Source organism: Roseibium hamelinense, assembly GCF_007830545.1.
Taxonomy (GTDB): Bacteria; Pseudomonadota; Alphaproteobacteria; order Rhizobiales; family Stappiaceae; genus Roseibium; species Roseibium hamelinense.
In genome coordinates, this window is the sequence record NZ_VLLF01000018.1 from 1 (window position 1) to 17,713 (window position 17,713).

Annotated in this window: 15 protein-coding genes and 2 pseudogenes; 2 read left to right on the forward strand and 15 right to left on the reverse strand. The window is 57.7% G+C overall.

The window, feature by feature from the left end; genetic code table 11:
- Positions 1 to 1,281: GMC family oxidoreductase (locus JM93_RS21465; protein WP_145347052.1), on the forward strand; the 1,281-nt coding region annotated here is incomplete at its 5' end.
- Positions 1,282 to 1,396: 115 nt separating this feature from the next.
- Here the strand turns inward: JM93_RS21465 and JM93_RS21470 are convergent.
- From JM93_RS21470 to JM93_RS21530, 13 genes and pseudogenes are all read right to left on the reverse strand, one after another.
- Positions 1,397 to 1,807, reverse strand: coding sequence for a DUF4345 domain-containing protein (locus JM93_RS21470; protein ID WP_145347050.1), 411 nt, complete (start codon positions 1,805 to 1,807; stop codon positions 1,397 to 1,399).
- Between the two features lie 53 nt (positions 1,808 to 1,860).
- The gene (locus tag JM93_RS21475) at positions 1,861 to 2,787 is read right to left on the reverse strand and encodes a formylglycine-generating enzyme family protein (RefSeq protein ID WP_145347727.1); all 927 of its coding nucleotides are present in this window, start codon (positions 2,785 to 2,787) and stop codon (positions 1,861 to 1,863) included.
- On the reverse strand, positions 2,777 to 3,613 hold the full coding sequence (locus JM93_RS21480; protein WP_145347729.1) for a type 1 glutamine amidotransferase domain-containing protein: 837 nt from the start codon (positions 3,611 to 3,613) through the stop codon (positions 2,777 to 2,779). The genes JM93_RS21475 and JM93_RS21480 overlap by 11 nt, the downstream gene beginning before the upstream one ends.
- Before the next feature lie 99 nt (positions 3,614 to 3,712).
- Positions 3,713 to 4,219: a hypothetical protein gene (locus JM93_RS21485; protein WP_145347732.1), complete on the reverse strand. Its 507-nt coding sequence runs from the start codon at positions 4,217 to 4,219 to the stop codon at positions 3,713 to 3,715.
- 39 nt (positions 4,220 to 4,258) lie between these two features.
- Positions 4,259 to 5,092: a type 1 glutamine amidotransferase domain-containing protein gene (locus JM93_RS21490; protein WP_145347734.1), complete on the reverse strand. Its 834-nt coding sequence runs from the start codon at positions 5,090 to 5,092 to the stop codon at positions 4,259 to 4,261.
- Positions 5,093 to 5,155: 63 nt separating this feature from the next.
- A complete protein-coding gene (locus JM93_RS21495; RefSeq protein WP_145347736.1) occupies positions 5,156 to 6,931 on the reverse strand; it encodes an arylsulfatase in 1,776 nt (591 codons plus the stop codon).
- Between the two features lie 55 nt (positions 6,932 to 6,986).
- Complete coding sequence (locus JM93_RS21500) at positions 6,987 to 7,958, reverse strand: hypothetical protein (RefSeq protein WP_145347738.1); 972 nt, start codon at positions 7,956 to 7,958, stop codon at positions 6,987 to 6,989.
- Positions 7,959 to 8,071: 113 nt separating this feature from the next.
- Positions 8,072 to 8,197: an AraC family transcriptional regulator gene (locus JM93_RS22445; RefSeq protein WP_145347750.1), complete on the reverse strand. Its 126-nt coding sequence runs from the start codon at positions 8,195 to 8,197 to the stop codon at positions 8,072 to 8,074.
- Between the two features lie 294 nt (positions 8,198 to 8,491).
- Positions 8,492 to 9,283: an SDR family NAD(P)-dependent oxidoreductase gene (locus JM93_RS21510; protein WP_145347740.1), complete on the reverse strand. Its 792-nt coding sequence runs from the start codon at positions 9,281 to 9,283 to the stop codon at positions 8,492 to 8,494.
- A 44-nt stretch (positions 9,284 to 9,327) separates the two neighbouring features.
- Complete coding sequence (locus tag JM93_RS21515; protein ID WP_145347742.1) at positions 9,328 to 11,106, reverse strand: arylsulfatase; 1,779 nt, start codon at positions 11,104 to 11,106, stop codon at positions 9,328 to 9,330.
- A gap of 54 nt (positions 11,107 to 11,160) precedes the next feature.
- Positions 11,161 to 11,622 carry a hypothetical protein gene (locus tag JM93_RS21520; RefSeq protein WP_145347744.1) on the reverse strand — a complete coding sequence of 154 codons (462 nt, stop codon included), beginning with the start codon at positions 11,620 to 11,622 and terminating at the stop codon, positions 11,161 to 11,163.
- Between the two features lie 114 nt (positions 11,623 to 11,736).
- Positions 11,737 to 12,801: an AraC family transcriptional regulator gene (locus tag JM93_RS21525; RefSeq protein WP_145347746.1), complete on the reverse strand. Its 1,065-nt coding sequence runs from the start codon at positions 12,799 to 12,801 to the stop codon at positions 11,737 to 11,739.
- 114 nt (positions 12,802 to 12,915) lie between these two features.
- Positions 12,916 to 13,289 (reverse strand): annotated as a pseudogene (locus tag JM93_RS21530) (IS3 family transposase); the annotation flags it as partial.
- Here JM93_RS21530 and JM93_RS21535 point away from each other — a divergent pair.
- Positions 13,284 to 13,619, forward strand: a pseudogene (locus JM93_RS21535) (integrase core domain-containing protein); the annotation flags it as partial. The pseudogenes JM93_RS21530 and JM93_RS21535 sit on opposite strands and share 6 nt — an antisense overlap.
- 346 nt (positions 13,620 to 13,965) lie before the next feature.
- On the opposite strand, the gene JM93_RS21540 reads toward JM93_RS21535, so the two are convergent.
- Together JM93_RS21540 and JM93_RS21545 are read right to left on the reverse strand one after the other, a co-directional pair.
- Positions 13,966 to 17,016 carry a right-handed parallel beta-helix repeat-containing protein gene (locus JM93_RS21540; protein WP_145347748.1) on the reverse strand — a complete coding sequence of 1,017 codons (3,051 nt, stop codon included), beginning with the start codon at positions 17,014 to 17,016 and terminating at the stop codon, positions 13,966 to 13,968.
- 455 nt (positions 17,017 to 17,471) lie between these two features.
- A partial coding sequence (locus JM93_RS21545) for an ATP-binding protein (protein ID WP_170230800.1) occupies positions 17,472 to 17,713 on the reverse strand: 242 nt, incomplete at its 5' end.

Sequence of the window (17,713 nt, forward strand, 5' to 3'; positions counted from 1 at the left end):
GCCGAGGGGTGCCACGGCTGGGATTGGGACAGTGTGCTTCCCTATTTCCGGCGCGCTGAAAACAATGAGCGCGGCGAAGATGCCTATCACGGATCAAGCGGGCCTTTGCACGTCTCGGAACCGCAAGAGCCGCGCCCGATGGCCCATGCTTTCGTTGAGGCGGCCAAGTGCCTGCAGGTCCGCGAAAGGCAGGACTTCAATACAGGTGAGAACGAGGGCTGCGGGCTGTATCAGGTCACGCAGTTCCACGATGAGCGCAACGGCGAGCGGTGCTCGGCCGCCGCAGCTTATCTTTTTCCGGTCATGGACCGGCCGAACCTGACCGTCTTCACCTATGCCGATTGCACTGGCCTGACCTTTGAGGGCGCCCGGGTAACGGGGGTAAAATTCCGTCACAAGGGGCAGGAACAGATAGCCCTGGCCGGCCGCGAGGTGCTGCTTTGTGCCGGCGCGCTCAAAACACCTCAAATCCTGCAGCTGTCCGGAATTGGCGACCCGGAAGACTTGAAGCCCCACGGCCTTGAGGTCCGGCACGCCCTGCCAGGTGTTGGCAAAAACCTGCAAGACCATCTGGATTTTTCATTGGCCTATAAGTCACGCGATACCGACTGCGCCGGTCTCGGTTTTATTGGCGCATTGCGCCTTGTCCGGCATCTCTGGCGATGGCGCAAAAATGGTGTCTCGATGGCCGCCTCCACCTTCGTAGAAAGTGGGGCCTTTTTAAAGACGTCGCCGGACCTGGACCGCCCGGATATCCAATTGCATTTCGCCATCGCAGTGATCGAAAACCACGCACGCACACTCCATTATGGCTATGGATTCAGCTGTCATGTCTGCAAGCTGCGGCCCGACAGCCGTGGCACGGTCACGCTGGCAAGCACCGACCCACTTGCCACACCGGCCATAGACCCTGCCTTCCTCAGTGATCCGCGCGATCTGGAAACAATGATCAAGGGCGCCCGCATCACAAGAGACATCCTGGAGGCCGAACCACTCGCCAAGTATCGCCATCGCGAACTTTTCGGCACCGAAAAGGCCCGCACCGACGCGGATTGGGAAGAGCATATCCGCGCGCGGTCCGATACGATCTATCACCCCGTGGGCACCTGCAAGATGGGCACAGACCCTATGGCCGTTGTGGACCCGGCGCTGCGGGTCTATGGCCTTAAGGGTCTGCGCGTGGTTGATGCCTCCATCATGCCAAATCTCATATCCGGCAACACAAACGCTCCGACCATCATGATCGCCGAAAAAGCCGCTGACATGATCAAGGCCGCGTAACGGCGCGGTGTCTTATCTTGTTCAGCTGGACGGACATGGATGGAGTGCAAAGCCGGTGGCGCAAAACTGCCCCGGCTTTTCGCCCCTTTATGCTAAAAGAACATGCGGCCGGAGATCATCCATTCCCCGCGTTGCTGCTGCTGGGGGCTTTGGTGATGAGGACCCAGCTTGTTCCAGCAAGCACGATTTCGGCGAGCAGATAAAAGACAAAGATCGGCTGCGGCCAACCATCGAGAACCAGGCTCAGCAATCGGCCTAACCCGATGCCGGTGACGAACACGAAGACACTCCACAGCGCGGGGATACGAAGCTCAGCCCGCAGGGCACCGGTCAGCCAGAAGACGATCATGCCGAGGTAAAGGCCCATGACAGCCCGCAAGAGGTGCCGCGTGGGTAAATCGGGGTCACTGAGACCGTAGAGCCAAGGCAGGCTCGTCTCGGGCACCGCGCCATAGGTCAATGCAATCGGCACAAGGCCGATGCCCATTGCCACAAGAAACAGCCTCTGCGCCTGATCAATCGACATCAGCTAAGCCCCTTTTGCAGGTTACACAGGCGGATATTTGCCGAACGGTGAAGTCAGCTTGGTTCATCCTTGGCCTTTTTGCTGCGCACAATGCGAAACCCGATATGCGCGGTGCTGAAATCCATCTCCAGGCTTTCGCGGGCAGCTGCACGGTATCTCCGGCAGTAGTCTTCACTGCACAGATACGAACCGCCCTTGATGGTGAACCGCGGCACGGCGGGTGCTAACGGACTATCAGTCCACTCCCAGACATTGCCGATCATGTCATACGCCCCGGTCAGCCCGGGCTCGAAACAGCCCACAGGAGCGGTTCCGGCAAAGCCATCCCGCCGGGAATTCAACACCGGAAACACACCTGTCCAGATATTGGCGCGGGCGCTGCCATCCGGCGCGCGAACGCCCGATTCTGGGTCCATCGAATCGAACAGCCCCCGGCTGGCGGCATATTCCCATTCCACCTCGGTCGGAATGCGCCCGCCTGCCCAGTCCGCATAGGCGCGGGCATCGTTGAGGGTTACATGCACCACCGGGTGCAGGTCGCGGCCCTCAAGGTCGGATCCCGCACCCTCCGGGGTCCGCCAGGTCGCGGCCCGGTCGAGAGACCACCAGGACAAGAAGACTTCGGGCGTATCGCTTTCGCTGAACTGGGCCGAGCCGCCATTTCGCTCTGCCTCGGTGACATAGCCCGTGTCCGCGACGAAGGCCGCGAACTGGCTGTTGGTCACCTCATGGGCCTGAAGCTGGAAGGGCGAGACAAGGACCTTCCTGGGAGGTCCTTCTTCGGGAAAGACCGGATCGACCCCCATCATGAACCCGCCGCCTGGAATGTCGATGAAGTCTCCAAGGGCCGCCACGTCCAAGGCGCAAGCACGGTCTGCTATCGACGCCGGCACGACATATGGCCAAAGTAAAGAGACGGCGGCAGCGAGCACCCCAGCCGCCACGCCGCCGCCGAGCAGGAGCTTGATCCTAGTTTGCACTTTGCTTGTCCGCGAGCAGTTCAAGAATCCTATGGGACGTCTCGTAGCCGCTGTTTTGGTTCTGGCCGGTCACCAGATTGCCATCGACCACCGTGAGTGTTGCAAAGAAGTCCCGCCATCCGGTCTCAGCTTCAAACACGGCGTTTGTCGCCCGCATCTCGGTTTCGGGATGCTTTGGCGTGATCTCTATACCCAGTTCCGCGATCTGCTTGTCGGTCACGCCCGTGACCCGGCGCCTTTCAATGAGCGGTGACCCGTCGACGGCCTCAGCGTTCACCAAGCCAAGCGCGCCATGGCAGACCGAGCCGAGGATCGCGCCATTGGCATTGGCGCGGGTGACCACCTCGGCCAGCGCCGTGCTTTGCGCCAGATCGTAAGCAGCCCCCCAGCCACCGGCCAGGAAGATGACGTCATAGGCGTCCGGGTCGACCTCGGTGATGGCAAGAGAGTTCTGAAGCATCTGCATGGCCGCAGGATCGTCCTTGAACCGCAAGTCTTCAGGCGTTGCCAGCGGCCAACTCATCGACCACGGCTCGACCGGGATCTCGCCCCCCTTGATCGAGGCGATGTCGACGTCGAGCCCGGCTTCAAGAAAGACGTAATAGGGAACCGTCATTTCCGATCCGAACACCCCGGTCGCCCGGCCCGTCTCCCCCAACGTGCCGTGGCTTGTCGTGACAATCAGGGCCCGATGGCCGGCAAGATCGAACTCCGGGACATCGTAATGCGGGTGGAACCCCATTGCTTTCAGCGCAGGCGGCAGACCGAAATAGACGATGGCGGCCAATACCGCGATAGAACCGATAATATATTTGATCCAGGACATCTTGATGTTCCTTCAAATGAATGATCCGACTGAAGTCGGCCATACAAAAGCTCCGGCCGCCTTGATCACCGTCACGACACTTGATTGTATCGCGGCCTTTCAGTGAACGGCGTATTTCATCGTTGCCAGTCCGATACCGATGCTTCCGGCGAACAAAGCCCCGCCGATCGGCAGCCACCAACTGTGCCTGATCACCCATCCGACCCGGGCACCGACCAAAATCAGGATCGCAACGCAGAACGCCTGGGACAGCAAGGTCGCAGTGTTCATGGTCAGCCACCCGAGCCCGCCTGCGGTGAAGAGTGCCGTTGGCACATTGGCAACGATCAGCGTGGGGTGGCTATGCTGCCAGGCGGCCTGAAAGGCCTTTAGGGTCAACATCCGCTCGCCTGTCTCAATGGCATGCGACAGAAGCGCTGCGAAAGCTCTGGCAAGCGTCACCGCCAGGACCGACCCGAACAGCACCAAAGCCGGCTCGAAAGGAGCCTCGGGCGGGTCGCCCAAGGCCATCAGCAGGCTCAGCACCAATATCGATCCGTAAATCAGGCCGAAAGCCGCTCTTTCCAGCGTCGGCCAAGAAATGCAGGCTGGGTGTGGGATGTTCATCCTAAGGCTCATCCGATGTCCCAGAGTATCCCGACCGGATCAGAGGTTTCGTTGCGTTGCCATCTTTTCCAGAATCCGGTGCGCGGTCTCATAACCGCTGTTCTGGTTCTGACCGGTGATCAGATTGCCGTCGATGGTCGTGTGCGTCGCAAACGGATCCCGGAAGGCGTGCTGGCATTCAAAAATGGCGCCAAGCTTGCGCAATTCCTCTTCCGGGTGCTTGGGCGTGATCGCGATGCCAAACGTGTTGATCTGGTTGTTTGTCACACCGGTCACGCGGCGGCCCTTGACCAGTGGATCGCCATCAAGCCCCTTCGCGCCGCACAGCCCGAGGGCCCCATGACAGACCGAGCCCAGGATCTTGCCGGCCGCATTTGCCCGGGTGACGAAATCCGCCAGCTCGTCGCTCTGCATGAGGTCGTAGGCCGCGCCCCAGCCGCCGGCCATGAAAATCACATCATAGTCATTCGGATCGAGGTCGGCGATGGCTTTGGAGTTCTTCAGATCATGCATGGCCTTCTTGTCGGCCATGAAGCGTTTGTCGTCATCGGACGCCAGCGGCCAGGACCATGACCCTGGCTGGATCGGGATTTCGCCGCCTTTCGGGGAGGCCATATCCACTTCGAGCCCTGCATTGACGAAGGCATAGTAGGGAACCGTGAACTCAGATCCAAAAGCACCTGTCGCCTTGTTGGACGGATCCAGACGGTTGTGATTGGTACAGACCACCAGCGCGCGGCGTCCATTCAGATCGAAATCCGGAATGGTGTAGTGCGGGTGAATACCCAACAGGCGCAGGAAGGCCGGCAGGTAGAGGTACGTGAGAAAGGCCACCACGGCCAGTACGACAAGAGTGATGATGATCCAGGTCATGACGTGTCTCCGGGTCTAGGTTTTAGGGCAATGCCCTTTCCGGGTGCGTTAGAAAATTCAAGGTCAGTGGGCCGCTCGACGCAAGACCATGCGGATGATGCGGACCAGAACATAAAGACCGATTACCAGCACCAGAACGAGACCGGCCGCATATGGCCAATAGGCGCCGATGGAGCGCTCCAGAAGGTTCGCAAAGAGCTGCTTTTCGGCGTAGTCCTCGCGGCCGAGTGCGAACACGCCGGTGTCCTCAGTGTAAGCCGTGTATTCGGCCCGCATATCGGCGAAAAGCTCCGGGTTTTCGCTGGACAAATCCGTGGTTTCGCCTGGATCAACCGACAGGTCGTAAAGCCGCCATGTGAAGTCGCCCCGGGGCAAAGCCGTACGTACAAGCTTCCAGTTGCCGCGGTAAAGGGCCGCATTGCCGCTCACCTCAACGCCGAAACTCTCGCTGTCGTTCCGGGTTTGGTCGGTCTCGCCACTAAGGAACGGCAAAATGGTGCGCCCATAAAGGGCCGCAGCGTCGTAACTGACCCCAGCCGCATCCAGCAAGGTCGGCATCAGATCAGCGACGTGAACAGGGGCGTCCTGAACGCCGGACGTCTCAACCCCGGGACCAGCAATCACCAACGGCACGCGCAGTCCCCCCTCGCTGGAGTAGAACTTGTAGAGGCTGAACGGAGACGCGGAGACCGACGCCCATTCCGGTCCGATGGCCGTCAAACTGCCCGGCAGTCCAAGGTTCTCGGCCGACGTATCATAACCCTCCAAACCGTGGACGGCGTCGAGCAACAGGTTCACAAGCGGGTTGTCGAGCGACGTTACGCCCGATTCCGGGCCGTTGTCCGACGTGACAACAACAATCGTGTTGTCGAGTTTTCCGGCTGCCTCTAGGTGATCGAGAAGCCGTCCGATGTGAAAATCGGCCGCTTCTGTCATGCCGGCATTGACCTGCATCTTCCGCGCTTCGACAGCCTGTTCTTCCGGAGACAGATCGTCCCAGGCGCGGTGATCCGGGTGTGCCGGGGCCAGGGTCGTGGATGCAGGAACCAGACCCAGATCGATGGTCCGCTGCAATCGCTCCTCGCGCATTACATCCCACCCGACGTCAAAGACACCATTATATATGTCGATGAATTCGGCCGGAGCCTGGACGGGAATATGAACGGCCTGCAGCGACAGGAAGCCGAAGAACGGCTGATCCGCATCGCCTTCATCAATGTACCGGATCATCTGGTCGACCAGATTGCGCGAGGAATAAAAATCCTCCGGCAGCCGGACCGGTTCGCCATCCTCGTACCAAGACACCTCCGGGTAGCCTGGCAGATAGTGCGAGTGGTCGTAGTTGCTGCCGCCGGTGGAATCCATCACGTAGGAGCGGTCGAACCCAAAGCGGTCAGGCAGGTTTGCGCCTTTTGCGCCGATGCCCCATTTGCCGCTAACGTAGGTCTGGTATCCCGCCTCTGACAACAGCGTTGCAAGCGTTGCCTGATTGTCTTCCCACACCATGGAATAACCGGGCAGTGCCCGCTGTTCAGGCGTCACCGTTTCCACCAGCGTGCCCATTCCCACCTGATGGTTGTCCATACCCGTCATCAGCATGGCGCGGCTCGGCCCGCAGAAGGGCGATGTATAGTAACGGGAAAACAGTGTACCCGATTGCGCGAGCGCATCGATGTTGGGGGTGCGCGCATCGGCACCATAGGCACTAAAGCCGGTAAACCCCACATCGTCGAACAGCACGACCAAAATGTTCGGGCGGGCGTCTTGAGCCTGCGCCGGAAGTAGCGACAGTGCTGTCATTGCAACCGCGCCAAGCGCGGTCCGGACTGGTCCGATCATGACTGATACCTTTGTTCTTTATGCTCTCAAAACGCTCTCGCGCATCCGATAAACACTATGGCCGTGGAAAAACCGCGATGGTCGTCGCGGGGTTCAAGTCACCGTTCGGGTCGACGAATATCCCGGCCGGAAATGAAACAGAGATGGGCGTGTCGGCGGTGTCGAGACACAAGAGATGATTGTTGTCCCCGTCCCCCAGATCATCCAGCGCCGTCGGGGTGATCTCGCGCGACGATCCATCCGCTGCTTGTACCGTGACCCGGTAGAGATCGCGCTGTGTATCGCCTGCTTCGTCGCCGTTCTCCAGCGTGACGCCGCCGGCCCAGACCACCCGCACGGCCTGCAGAACAGCTTCGGAAGGGCAGTCCGTGCCGTCGGTGCGGCCCATGCCCAGACCCAGGTCCTGGGCTGCCGGATCCGCCACTTCGGCCATCACTAGGCTCGGGCCGGGTGCAAGCGGCGTGACATCGACCTGTGCGCCGCGGTAGTCCATGGTGCCGTCGATCGAGCGCAGATGTCCTGCAATCTCGACCTTCACGGGCGGATCGGTGTCGGCATTGCCGAATTCCCCTACGAGCAGCACTGTCCGCAATTCGCCTCCATCGGTCGCGGGCAAGAGCGTGACGCACTGAATCTCACCCGTCTTGCCGGATGCGGTGGTGACCCGAAAATCGCCCGCCTGCATCGTTGCGTGATCGATCTCGGTGGAAAAAATGACCGGCATCCCATCCTTGCCGGGCGCGCTCCAACAGATCAGGCGGGATAGAAATGGCAAAGCGTTATCGAGCCCGAAAAAAGCCGACAGAAGCTCAGCGGATTGGCCCTCGCTCTGCCGCGGCAAGGCCGTATCCGCCGTAGTGTCGGTCAACTCCGTACTGGTGACATCAGCGAAAGCCGGAGGCGCGCCGAAAACTGCTGCACAGGCCACAACGGCAGTCAGCTTTCCGAAGCTACGGACGCGATTGCGCCAGCTCCATAGGCGTTTGCGCCCCCTGTTCTGCGATGAAATCCCCGTTCTGCCTGACATGACTGCTCCACGCATTTTCTCTCGCGGTTTGGACCGCAAGTCATCTGGCAACTTATAGCGTGGATATGTGGAACTACGGACGCCGTTCGGGATCAGCTACGGCCAAAGAATATTCATTTTCGGCCAGAGGCTTCCCGGACATGTGCCTGGTCCCGAAAAGCTTTTGGTGTAAGGCCCGTCCAGCGCTTGAAGCTGCGGGCGAAGTTCGAAGATGAATCAAAGCAAAGGATGCTCGCGATGCTTTAGATTGGCTGCGCAGTACCCGACAAAAGCTCTGTTCACTTTGATCATTGTCATCTCTGACAACCGTGACAGGATCTCTCAATGAACGGTGTATTTCATCACTTCCAGTACATTCCGAAGCTTCCCGCGAACAGAACGCCACCGATCGGCAGCCACCAACTGTTCCTGATAATCCATCCGAACTGCCCGCAAAGAACGAAGACGCAGGGCAGTTGCGCAACCGTGGCATCTGCCCCACACTGAGCCAAACCGCGCCACCAAGTGTCTTCTGGTGCCGTAGCGTGATCTGGTCAAACGCCCAGAATGCGAAGGACCCGAACCAGCAAGGCAAACGTCCAAGGCGCGACGTAGCGCAGTCTTGGTTTGCTGGCTTCGGCCGCAGCAGTAATCTTCTTTACGATCGTATCGGTTGTACCGACCTCAAGCCAGCTTAGCTTACGGTCAGTGTCGGACTTCATTGCAGCGATCTGCTTGGGCGAGAAGAGCGACCCTTCCTTTTCCATCCACTCGAACCGGCTGTTGGAAAGTCTCTGATTGAACCCGGTGCTGTAGGGGCCGGGCTCAACAACCGAAACATGGATGCCCTTATCGAGCGTCTTCATCTCTTCGCGCAATCCCGCTGCGGCTGCGGAAATCGCAAATTTGGACATCGAGTAAGGCATCAAGAAGGGCTCAGGAATGCGACCTGTTATCGAGCTGATGAAGATTACGGTGCCACCGCCGCGTTCGATCATGCTGCGAATGGCGATCTGGCTAAGTTCCAAGGCAGAGAAGACATTGACTTCGAACAATCGACGCACGCGATCGATTTTGATTTCAGCTAGTGAGCCGGATTCGCTCTGCGCGGCGTTGTTGATCAGCACATCGACCCCAAGCTCAGCGATTTGCAAGCGGTCTTCAGGAATAGTGATATCGAGTTTGATGACCTTTGCGCTTGGTCCAAGATCGGTCTGAAGCGGTGCAACCTGGTCCGCATGGTGCACGGCAGCAATCACTGAATGCCCCCGTCCAACCAAGTGCTTGGCGGTATCCTTACCGATCCCGGTGCCTGCGCCGGTGATCAAAACTCTTTTTTTGGGCATGTCGCCACCACCTTAACTGTTGGGTTGATTAGCTGGACTTAGACTTATGCCCGCGCCCTTCGAACCATCGCGCGGACCCACCGGAAGAAAACGTAGAGAACCGCCAGCGCCGCGATCAAAAATCCGATGACAAGATAGGCGTAATTGGAGAAGATCTTCTTGACTGAGTTCTCAATGAGCTGTTGGCGGGCGCTCTCTCCCGGGCCAAATTCGTACACACCCGCCTGCTCGGCATATTGCGCGTATTCAGCAAGCATGTCTTCAAACAGATCGGGGTGATCTGCGCCAACGTTGTTCGTTTCACCGGGGTCAACCGACAGATCGTATAGGTTCCATTTACCGTCACCAAAGGGCGTCGGTGTCTTGGTAATCTTCCAATTGCCTCGATAGAGAGCCGCGGTTCCACTGACCTCGAACGGCATGGAGTCGTCATCGCCGTAAACGGCGTCGGTTGTGCCCGACAGGATAGGCATCAAACTGCGGCCGTGAAAGATATCGTCCGCGTAGTCCACCCTCGCGGCGTCAAGCAAAGTTGGAGCAATATCAGCGATCTGAGCGCGGGCATTGGCTATACCCAACGGCGAAATCCCCGGGCCAGCAATGACGAACGGCACCCGCATCCCGCCTTCGCCGGCGCTAAACTTGAACAGGTGCAATGGGGCCGCGGATACCGAGGCCCATTCGCTGCCGATGGCGGCAATACTGCCCCGCTGCCCCAGATTGTTATAGTCTGTATTCCAACCTTCAAGCAGCATGAAGGCTTTCTCTATCAGGAGCGTCGGCAATTCGGACGTCTCGCCAAGGGTCGCGGATTCCGGACCATTGTCCGACAAAACCACAACGATTGTATTGTCGAGTGCGCCTTCGGCATCGAGATGATTCAGAAGGCGGCCCAGATGATGATCGGCATTTTCCATCATCCCTGCGTTCACTTGCATCACCCGTGCCCAGTAGGCTTTTTCGTCCTCGCTGAGCGCGTCCCAATCGCGCGCGTTATACGCCCATTCGGCCAACTTGGTGGTTTCAGGCACGAGGTTCATTTCGATGGCACGCTGCAGCCGCTCCTCACGCATCACGTCCCAGCCCCGGTCGAAAACGCCGTTGTACTTGTCGATGTATTCGGTTGAGACCTGAAGCGGGATGTGGATGGCCTGAAAGGACAAATACCCAAAGAACGGCCGGTCTGGATCGCGTTCATCGACGTATTCGATCATCTTGTCGACGATGTTGCGCGACGAATAGAAGTCTTCGGGAAGGGAAACCCGTGCGCCGTCCTCGAACCACTTCATTTCCTTGTAGATGGGCAGATAGGACTTGGTGTTGAAATTGCTGGAACCGGTTGAATCCAGCACCCAAGAGCGATCGAAGCCGAAGCGGTTTGGAAGGTTTTCACCGATGTGGCCGATGCCCCATTTGCCACTGGCAAAGGTCTGGTAACCGCCTTCTTGCAGAAGTGACGCAATGGTATGCTGGGAGTCGGCCCATTTCAGGCTGTAAGCAGGAAGAGCGCGCATTTCGTCGTTCATAACTTCGGCGATGCTGCCCATGCCGATACTGTGATTGTCCTGCCCGGTAAGCAGCATCGCTCGGCTGGGTCCGCACTGAGGCGTCGCATAAAACCGCGTGAACATTGCGCCGTCGCTTGAAAGCTGGTCTATGTTGGGTGTTTGTGTATCGCTGCCATAGGCACCGAAGTCCATAAAGCCTGCATCGTCCAAAACGACAAGCAAGATATTGGGTCGCTCCTGTTGCGCCTGCGCCGGAAGCGCCGTCAATGCTGTCATCGCAAACGCGCAGAGCGTGGTCCAGACTGGTCCGATCATGACTGTTACCTTTGTTTTTGTGCTCTCAGAACGTTCTTGCGCATCCGACAACCACTATGGCCGTGAAAAACCGCTACGGTCGTCGCTGGCGTCGGTCGCGGGAATAAGCGTAACGCACCTGATTTCACCAGTCTTACCGAGCGCTGTGATGTTTCGAAAATCGCAACGCTGCATCGTTGTTTGGTCGATGTCAGTCGAAAAAATGACCGGCAACCCATCCTTTCGCGGAGCGCCCCAGCAGAGAAGCCAGGACAACAGCGGCAAAGCGTTGTCGGGCCCGACGAAAGTTGACAGAAGCGTGCTGGACTGACCATCGCTCTCCCGAAGCAGGGCCATGTCCGCCGGTGAATCGGTCAACTCCGTACTGGTCGCCTCAGTCGAAGCCTGAGACACGCCGAGAATTGCTGCGCAGACGGTGACTAGGATCAGCTTCCCAAAGCCCCGGCCGCGGTTGCGCCGACACAACAAGCCTTTGCCCGTTCCGTCCTCCCATAGTCTGCCCGGGAAAGCTGACATCAAAGCTCCACACACCTTACCTCGTAGTTTGCCCTGCAAACACCGCTTGTGCTTTATAACGTGCATATGTGGAAGTACGGATGCCGTTCGGGATCAGCTACGGCCAAAGAATATTCATTTTCGGCCAGAGGCTTCCCGGACATGTGCCTGGTCCCGAAAAGCTTTTGGTGTAAGGCCCGTCCAGCGCTTGAAGCTGCGGGCGAAATTAGAAGACGACTCAAAGCCAAGGATGCTCGTGATACTTTTAATTGGCTGCGAAGTACCCGACAAAAGCGCCCGTGCACGCTGCTCCCGGGCTTGATCCAAAAGCGTACGAAAGGATGTCCCGCACCGATCCAGCTGCCGGCGCAATCCTCGCTCGGAATATCCGAGTTCTTCCGCGACCTCGGAGATCTGAACTGAAAGACTTTCGGATCCTTCAAGAAGGGCCATGACCTGTGCGACAGGCGTTGTAACCTGCGACACTCCAGCAGCAAATTGCGCACATAGCACCAAAAGCTGCGCGTGATTGATCGGATCAGAACCAGGGAGAGGCTGGGTCAAAAGGTCTTTGGGAAATAAAAGCCGGTTTTCCGATGCCTCGAAACGGACCGCGAAGCCGAGTTTTTGCGCCACATCGCTCCAGCCATCAGGCTGTTTCACTGTGGTTTCGGCCCGGGTCGCAACCTGATCGCTCCGCAACATTGCCTTCAGCAAGCCATTTATGGCGACGAGGGCACTGCTAAATCCAAAATACTCGATTTCTCTAAAAGGAAATTTTGAACGCAGGCGAATTGCCATCTCCCCGGTTTCGGGGCCACAGCACGAATCAACTAGACTGAAGTCAAACGCTGGGAAGGTTAGAAAGAAGAATTGCTCTAGTACTTCAAGCCCGTCTTGGAAGCATGCCGCATTCATCGCGGTATAGGACGGAAGGCCGACATATGCCGGGTCGAATTTAAGCGCGAGATGGGCGCCAAGATGCGGATCGTTTGTGTGGGCGATTGCGTTCAAAAAAAAGCGGCGAAGCGGCTGAAACCCGCATCTAAAATGAGGATCTTCCAGCTGCTTTTCGTTAAGTCCAGTATTTGTCAGCAACGCGCTTGCCGGATACCCATCTTCGCGCAGCGAGCGCAGTACGAAACCCGGATAGTTCATCGGCAGCGCTGGCTCGTCGGGGGTAAACGTTTTCAGCCGCATGCATGATTTCTCCGTCGCAAGGATCGCAATTTTGCCGGCAACGAGTGACTTCTGCAATAAAAAGAAGAACGATCTTGTGTTGGCAAGCTACCTGAACATGCAACAAGACATCCGCCGCCCTCGCTTCGGTTGTTTCATTGGCACTTTCAGCCCCTCTCGTCGCCAAAGCCGCTCAACGCGCTTGTCACTCACACGCCAGCCGGCCTCTCTGAGCAAAGCAGCAATCCGTCGGTAGCCGTAACGGCCATACTGGCGGGTCAGCTCAATCATGTCTGCCACAAGACGTTCTTCGTCAGCGCGCCCTCTGGGCGCCTTCCTCTGGGTGGACCGGTGCTGATCCGGAAAATGACAGGTTCGGCGCTCTGACACGCCGAGATGTTGACGGATATGATTGATGCAGGCGCGACGGCGGCCGGGGCTCAGAAGTTTCCCTTTGCTGGCTCTGACAAGATCAGCGTATCCAAGGTCAGATCAAACACTGCCTTGCGCGTGTCAGAGGCAAGCCGCGGAGCATCCGGGTTGATAACGGCCCCGAGTTCGCTGGTCGGCTTCTCGATCAGTGGGCTTACCTGAACAAGGTGGAGTTAGACTTCTCACGTCCCGGAAAACCAACAGACAATGCCCATATCGAAGCCTTCAACAGTCGTCTCCGACAGGAATGCTTGAACGCTTCATGGTTCCTGTCCATGGATGACGCACGCACACGGATCAATGCTTGGAGGACTGACTACAACAAAACCAGGCCGCATTCTTCACTCGGAAACTTGACCCCGAGCGAATTTGAGGCCCAACTGAACGAAACCCGAAACGTCGCATGAACCGCGGACCAGAAACGGGGTGAACCCCAATCCGCCGTTTTCCTAAACATAACGGGGGACCACTTCAAAGGGGGAGGGGCACAAGCAGGCTGGGATTATCGCTTATTAGCGGTTCAAACAGTCTGAACACACTCAGAGCATCAGACGCTCACCAAACGACTGGCAGTTCCAGCATCCCAACCTAAGCCCCTCTTGAGTGGCAATAAACCACAGCACGGTTCGACCGCTACTGCGCGCAGGCGGAAGCCGTTAAGATGGTCCCGGGTGCAGCGCACAGCGGCCCGCTCGCCGGATTCCATGCCATGCTAGCTCTGGCTTTAGTCCGAAAAGACTTCCTCCGGTCGCTTCAGAATATCAACGTCTCGTGGGCTATCAGGTCTTCAAGCGATACGGTGGTGCCGACAAGGCGGGCGACCTCCACAAAGTCACCTGTTCCGGCTTCATCCACAGACAGGACTGATCCATTGCCGACAGATTCAACCTGAACGCGGTCCTGGAGCATGTCTGTTGCCGCGTCGAACCCCTCGAGAGCCGCTCGAATATCGAGGAGGTCGACCCCTAGGGCGAAATCCCGCACCTCATCCAGGCTGGAAGTAGCCCCGAAGGTCTTGTCGATCGCGAACACAAACGTATCCCGGCCCGAGCCGCCAACCAATCGGTCCGATCCGGCCCCGCCTTCCAGAATATCGTTGCCGCTGCCGCCTTTGAGGACATCGTCGCCGCTGTTGCCGACAAGCACATCATGGCCACCACGTCCCTTCAGAAGATCATTCCCGGAATTTCCGAACAGCTGATCGTTGCCTCGGCCTCCATTCAGCATATCGTTGCCCATGCCTCCGTAGAGCGAATCTGCGCCGTTTCCGCCGTAATGGTCGTCATCGCCGGAAAACCCGTAGAAAAGATCGTCCCCGTCGGTGCCGTCAAAGCGTTCGCCGGTTGGAGCCGCAACCGGATCGTCAAACACAAGCGCGTTAACATCTACCAGACTTTCTGCCCGCTGGTCTATATGGATCATCGCGCCCGTCATTAGGGCATCATCATAGGTGGCGCCGGCATTAGCGTTGTGCCAGCCGATCTTTGCGTCAGCCACAAATTTGACATTCAGGATGCCGGTCTCGACTTCGCGAAAAACGGCTGTCCTGTCGGACGCTGCCAACATGGCGAGCGAAGACACCTCACGGATAGATAGATCGTCATCGCGGGAAAACTCCGCGATTTCGGTGAAGCGAGTCGCGATGTCCAGCCCATGGATTTCATAGGTAACACTTTGACCGTAAGGCATCTCCATGACATGCAGATCGAACGTGTCATTGCTGTTGTTGAGTTCCAGCGTGTAAATCTCGCCGTTCATAAAGAACCCGTGGTGCGCGCGGCCTTGCCCGTCCGTGGTCTGCGTCCAGCCCTTTGTGGCGCCGTTTTCGCGCGTGACCTTGAATTCTGCCTCGTTTGGACCGCTGTCATGAAAGACAAAGTTGCCAAGGCGCGCGTCCGGACTGATCAATGCCCCCCACTCGGCGACCTCGTAGCTGGCTTCAGTGCGGTAAAAGTCGCCCGCATTCTTGAGCGGGATGACATGCGCGCCCGCGAAACCGGTCAGCGACCCGTCAATGTCGATCGCCCCGAAGACCTTATAGGTATGGCCGATCTGGCCGACCTTTCCCAGATCCACTTGGTTCCCAAATCCGGTGTTGACAAAATCCACCCCGTCATAGGCATGCGACAGCATGGGCTCGACCGAGTTGCTCTGGACGATCGCATCGTCATCGCCGTTGAAGTTGTGGAACGTGACATCAATGAGCGCCGAGGGTCCGTCATAGATGTGGTGCCCATCGACGGCAACGGCATCACTGTCGGCATAAAGACCGGAATCGCCTACGATGACCGCGTCCTCCACGGTCTGGTCCTTGCGCAGGCGCGTTCCCCGTTCGGCCTCGACGATCACGGCGCCGTCGACATACATGCCTTGCCCGCGCTGTTCCCAGACGGCGGTGCCGACCCATCCGATCGACACCTCCGAAATGGCGATTTGATCTGTCGTGTTGAAGTCGGTGGTGTCGACGTCCTTCAGCTGGCCCAGCGTTCCCTGAAAGGATGCAAGCGCGTTATTCACGCCCTGAATCAGATTGCCCTTGAAGTTCTCCGGGTCACTGTCGAAGGTCCGCTCCCATTCTGCGCCGTTGCCTTCGACCCCCGAAATCGTGTTGTTCTGTATGATCTGACCTTCGGTCTCGATCCAGATACCGGCGGTTTCCCGTCCGGTACTGCGGACATTGGCGATCACGTTGTTGGTGATCAGGCTATGGCTGCCGCCTTCCTCTAGGAAAATGCCCTGTTCGTTCACCTCGTAGATGACATTGTTGTCGACAGTGGCGTTGTTTGTTGAATGGACGGTGATGCCCTTTTGAAAGGAGTGGTGGATCGAGTTGCTTTCGACAACGAAGCTCCCTGTGTCGCCCAATTCGTGGGCATGCACCGGGTAGCGCCCTAGGATGCCCTGCTGCCCCATAAAGGCCAGTTCCGCCCCGCTGATGTCCAGGTTCGCACCGTCCATGGCCATGATATGGCCACCATAGGTATCGGCCTGGTCGTTGATCGGTTTGTCCGATTCGTAGTCCACGTCGCCTTGAATGGTGACATCGCGCGACAGAAGCATGACCTTCGCGCGGAAGTCCGCGGTCTTGTCGCCGTTCTGATTGGCGTAGGTCTGTACCTCGCCGATGTGATCGAACGCAACCGCGTGATCCAGCGTGATCGTGTCGCCATCGATGGCGACGATAGAGAACTCCTCGGCCTCGTTCAGATCGTAATAGGATGAGGTGATGGCAATGACGTCTCCGACCTCCCAGCCACTGTCCGCTGTATCGATGGTGATGGTGCTGGCGCCCTGGCCACCTGATACCGATGCATCCAGTTTGGTCCAGGACGCCTTGGCAGCGTCATCGGCCTGAATGCTGACCGATGACCCTTCTCCCATCGCCATGATGACGTTGTCGTTCTGGTCACCAATCATGGTTTCGAGACTAGCGGCGTGATGCGTCATCAACGGCTCTCCAGTTGAGACGACGTTTGCGGCAGGCGAGGTAAGATCAAAAGCCTGGCCTTCTTCGGCTGTCAGAGAGATCGTGACCGATCCCTCAAATGCTTGCTCCTCTGAGCCAATCTCAAAGCTGCCACCGTTGTGTGCGAGGATGAAGTCGGTGTTCATCTCATAGGCGGTCGTAGGGCCGTCCTCGAACACCACGTTTCCCTCGATAATCAGCCCTGCTATGGTCACCGGCATACCGCTGGATGCTGCGTCGAAAACAAGGGTGGTCCCGGCCGATACGTGGACAATCGTATCCCCGTCGATTTGACCGTTCATCGCGAGGTACTCAGTCCAGGTGTATGCGGTTTGCATAATTGACCCTCCGATGCCGTATTTGGGAAATCGTACGACCACTACGCGCTCCGAAAATCGGCAAAGCGGAGCTGCCGGATGCTGCCCCAGAGCCTCCTATATTTTAGTGTTTTGTTAGGGTAAAGGTTTAGGAAACTTTGAAGGAATTGTGCGATGCAATAACGGTTGGAGCGGTGCCGGGCTAGACTTTAGTGGTGCACGTTTGTTGGGGCGTGTCGTAGCTAAACCATATTTTATGGCGCTGGCCCTGTCAGTAATTCAGGAGACGGTGTCGACGCCGATATTTTACTTCCTACAGAGAATTATTGCAGGAAACTCAGAATCAAAAACGGGATGAAATCTGGATAATTTTCGATATCGTGAAAGCTGTTTGTTGATTTTCACCGAGAACTGCCCCGGTATTTCCACCGAGAATTGACCCGCCTTTTGTGTATGGAACGGCAGTTACGCCGTGGTCAAGATTTTGGTTTCCTCCCTTCGTTGTCGGCCTGATTTGCGGTGCTGTTTTTGAAGCGGAAGCTTTCGTTTCCGGTTTCAAGGATATGGCAGTGGTGGGTGAGCCGGTCGAGCAGTGCGGTGGTCATCTTGGCGTCCCCAAAGACTGATGCCCATTCCGAGAAGCTCAGATTGGTGGTGATGATGACGCTGGTGCGCTCGTAGAGCTTGCTCAGAAGATGGAAGAGCAGAGCACCGCCGG